The 289-nt window shown below is 31.8% G+C and carries 1 pseudogene; it reads left to right on the forward strand.

Annotation, left to right across the window (positions count from 1 at the left end):
- Nucleotides 1–289: pseudogene (locus AACQ14_RS24005) on the forward strand (ATP-dependent DNA helicase); the annotation flags it as partial.

The raw sequence follows: 289 nt of genomic DNA on the forward strand, positions 1-289 counted from the left end.
CAAGATGATGTATTGATGAAGCTTTTTTGCTTGGATCCATCAGGGAATCTAAGGGATTATATGGGAAATGCAAAGTCTACTGTGCTTTTTTCGGCTACCTTAACGCCTATGGATTATTTTGTCAAGATACTTGGAGGCAATGAAAAGAATTATGGATTGACTCTTGAATCGCCTTTTGAACAAAAAAATCTATGTTTATTAATAAATAATAAGGTATCTACAAAATATAAGAACAGGCAGAAAACCTATATAAATGTTGTAGATAGTCTCTACAACATTTATATAGGTT

The sequence above is a fragment of the Vallitalea maricola genome (assembly GCF_036985595.1).
Lineage (GTDB): Bacteria > Bacillota > Clostridia > Lachnospirales > Vallitaleaceae > Vallitalea > Vallitalea maricola.